Source organism: Mycobacterium sp. (genome assembly GCF_025965855.1).
Classification (GTDB): domain Bacteria; phylum Actinomycetota; class Actinomycetes; order Mycobacteriales; family Mycobacteriaceae; genus Mycobacterium.
Window position 1 is genome coordinate 1 of the sequence record NZ_JAOPWB010000045.1, and the last position, 3,343, is coordinate 3,343.

Below are 3,343 nucleotides of genomic sequence, written 5' to 3' on the forward strand. Positions count from 1 at the left end.
TAGACGACAGATTGTTCGGCGCACAACAACACTGTGATCAGCATCAGCGCCATCGGGCTGGTCAGATCGATCGCCCACCGCACCTGCTGGGCTCCCTTGCATGCACGAGTAACCAGCTGCTCAATCGCGCGCTGCTCATTGGAGACCTTCTGATTCCACACCACCTTTCCGGTCTCATCGATCGCACACGCATGATGGCTGGTCTTGCCGACATCGATCCCGACCCACGCCCGCTGCCGCATCGTCACTTGTTCTCCCTGTGATCGCAACTCAAGCCCGTGGACAACCCCGCCGCAAGATCCCTAAACAGCGACGATCCGCAATAGCTCTCAATCAGCGACCGGAGCGTCCAGCGCGGCGGGGCAGCCAGTCATTTCAAGCCACAAAAACAGCACACGAATTTCAGCTACACCCCACCGCCCTGGGCATCCAGGGCACCAACCCCAGACACCCAAGACCTTAGGGACAGGATTTGATCGCCCTCGTTTCTCTACAAACGCCAAGCAAGAATCAGCTCCGCGGCGTGCCGTTAGTAAGATCAATGCGACGTCAAGCCTGGCGAACGACACGGTGTCAGCGGTCACGTAATTCCCCCAGGTTGAGGGGTTGTCCGTCATGTAATTCCCCCACCCCGTCTGTCACGTAATTCCCCCACCCGGGGCGGTGTGGCAGCCGGTTGTGGGCCTCGCACACAGGTTCGCTCGACTCACGGATCGACTCGTGAGGAAGGGCGCCGATGGCGAGGAGAAGTTTCGACGTGTTCGACCTGATCGAGTTGTTCACCCATTGGCATGCGGGTCGGTCCCAACGCCAGCTCGCCGAGAGTTTGGGCATCGACCGGAAGACGATCGCGAAGTATCTGGCGCCGGCGATTGCCGAGTCGCTGATTCCTGGCGGGGAGCTGATCACCGAGACGGCGTGGGCGGCGCATATCGCCCGGTGGTTTCCGGAGGTCACCGATCGGAGTCTGCGGGCTACGACCTGGCCGGGTATCGAAGCGCACCGTGAACGGATCCGCAGCTGGCTGCGCGCTGAGGTGAGTGCGGCGACCGTGGCGCAGCGGCTGCGTGATGATCATGGCGTGTCGGCATCGGAATCTTCGGTGCGGCGGTGGATTTCGGCCAACCTGTCGCAGGAGGTGGTCCGGGAGAAGGTGACCGTGGCGCGGGGACCGGTGGCGCCGGGCAGCGAAGCCCAGATCGACTACGGCAAGCTTGGGATGTGGTTCGATCCGGTCAGTGGCCGACGCGTCGCGGTGTGGGCGTTCGTGATGGTGCTGGCGTGCTCGCGGCACCTGTTCGTGCAACCAGTGCTGAAAATGCACCAATCCTCCTGGTGCGCCTCGCATGTGGCGGCATTCGAATTCTTCGGCGGGGTCCCAGCCAGGCTGGTGCCCGACAATTTGAAGGCCGGTGTCAGCAGGCCGGACCTGTATGACCCGAAGATCAACAAGGCCTACGCGGAGCTGGCCACCCACTACGGCTGCCTGATCGACCCGGCGCGGGCGGGCAAACCGAAGGACAAACCACGGGTGGAACGGCCGATGCAGTATGTCCGGGACTCGTTCTGGCGGGGCCGGGAGTTCACCTCGCTGGAACAGATGCAGGCCGCGGCAGTGGTGTGGAGCCGTGAGGTGGCCGGGGCGCGAAAATCGCGGGCACTCGATGGCCAGCAGCCCGGGCTCGTGTTTTCCACCGTGGAGCGTCATGCCCTGCTGCCGTTGCCGCACAATGAGTTCGCGCTCGCCGTGTGGTCGACGGGCAAGGTCGCCACCGACTGCCACGTCAAGGTCGGCAAGGCGCTCTACTCGGTGCCGTGGCGGTTGATGGGCCAGCAGGTCCATGCCCGCACCTGCGGCGACGTCGTGCAGATCGTGCACAACGGTGACGTTGTGGCCACCCATGTCACCCATCCGTGGGGGCGGGCCACCGACTTCGAGCATTACCCGCCGGAGAAGATCGCCTTCACCCTGCGCAATCCCACCTGGTGCCGCCGGGCCGCCGCCGAGGTCGGACCGGCCTGCACTGAGGTGATCGCCGAGTTCATGGCCGTCAACGCCATCCACCGGCTGCGCAGCGCCCAGGGGGTGCTGGCGTTCCGCAAAACCGTCGGCGATGCGCGCCTAGAGGCGGCATGCGTCCGCGCGATCGCGGTCGGTGACCCCAGCTACCGCACCGTCAAAGGCATCCTCGCCGCCGGCACCGAACTCGACGGAACCACCGCACTGGCCCCACCGCACGCCGCAGCCCATCTACGCGGCCCGCAGGCGTTCGACACCGACACCGCTGGCGAGACCGCGTGAAACCATTCAGCGTATTCGTTTGTTGCCCAGCACTATTCGACCCTACAAGGAGACCCACTAGCATGAACATTCTCGACCCGGCACTGCGCAACGCGCTGCGCACCCTCAAACTCACCGGCATGCTCGACACCCTCGATGCCCGGCTGGCCCAGACCCGCGACGGCACCCTGGGGCACCTGGACTTTCTGCAAGTGCTCTGCGAGGACGAAATCGCCCGCCGCGAATCGGCCGCCCTGACCCGCCGCATCCGCCGAGCCCGCTTCGAGGAACAATCGACCTTCGAATCCTTCGACTTCACCGCCAACACCAAACTGCCCGCTGCGATGCTGCGCGACCTCTCGGCACTGCGGTGGCTCGACGCCGCCGAATCAGTCATCCTCTACGGACCCGTCGGAGTAGGCAAAACCCATATGGCGCAAGCACTTGGGCACGCCGTGGCGCGCCGCGGCGGCGACGTCCGATTCGCCAAAACCTCCCGAGTCCTCTCCGATCTGGCCGGCGGACACGCCGATCGCACCTGGGGCCAACGCATCCGCGAATACACCAAACCGTTGGTACTGATCCTCGACGACTTCGCCATGCGTGAACACACCGCGATGCACGCCGACGACCTCTACGAGTTGATCTCCGATCGCGCCGTCAACGGCAGACCACTGATACTCACGTCCAACAGGTCGCCCAAGGACTGGTACAACCTGTTCCCGAACCCCGTCGTGGCCGAATCGCTGCTCGACCGGTTGATCAACACCAGCCACCAGATCCTGATGGACGGCCCCAGCTATCGACCCCGTAAACGACCCGGCGCTGCCGCGCCAGTAGACAACACCAAGACAGCCCGGTAGACCTACACCCGAGGCCCACCGGTGGGGGAATTACTTGACAGACACCCCGGCGGAATTACGCGACCGTCGACACCCAGTTCGGGGCCGAGGGCGTTGATCATCTTGCTTCGATCGCGGTAGCGCGAGTTGCGGCGAACGAACGGCGGTCTGCGGGAAACCGTGACACCGGCGGCAAACAGCCGCTGCGCAAGACGGTTCT

General features: G+C 64.4%; 4 protein-coding genes. 2 read left to right on the forward strand and 2 right to left on the reverse strand.

The genetic code is table 11. The annotated features are described in order from the left end of the window. The coding region (locus JWP83_RS03425; RefSeq protein WP_297725795.1) for a transposase at positions 1-242 on the reverse strand (242 nt) is incomplete at its 3' end. Positions 243-757: 515 nt separating this feature from the next. On the opposite strand from JWP83_RS03425, the gene istA reads away from it, so the two are divergent. After that, entirely contained in the window at positions 758-2,302 is a 1,545-nt protein-coding gene (gene istA / locus JWP83_RS03430; protein ID WP_297725797.1) for an IS21 family transposase, read from the forward strand. Between the two features lie 62 nt (positions 2,303-2,364). Next, on the forward strand, positions 2,365-3,144 hold the full coding sequence (gene istB, locus JWP83_RS03435) for an IS21-like element helper ATPase IstB (RefSeq protein ID WP_297725791.1): 780 nt from the start codon (positions 2,365-2,367) through the stop codon (positions 3,142-3,144). A gap of 2 nt (positions 3,145-3,146) precedes the next feature. Here the strand turns inward: istB and JWP83_RS03440 are convergent. Next, positions 3,147-3,343 (reverse strand): hypothetical protein (locus JWP83_RS03440; protein WP_297725793.1); only part of this gene is annotated, 197 nt, incomplete at its 5' end.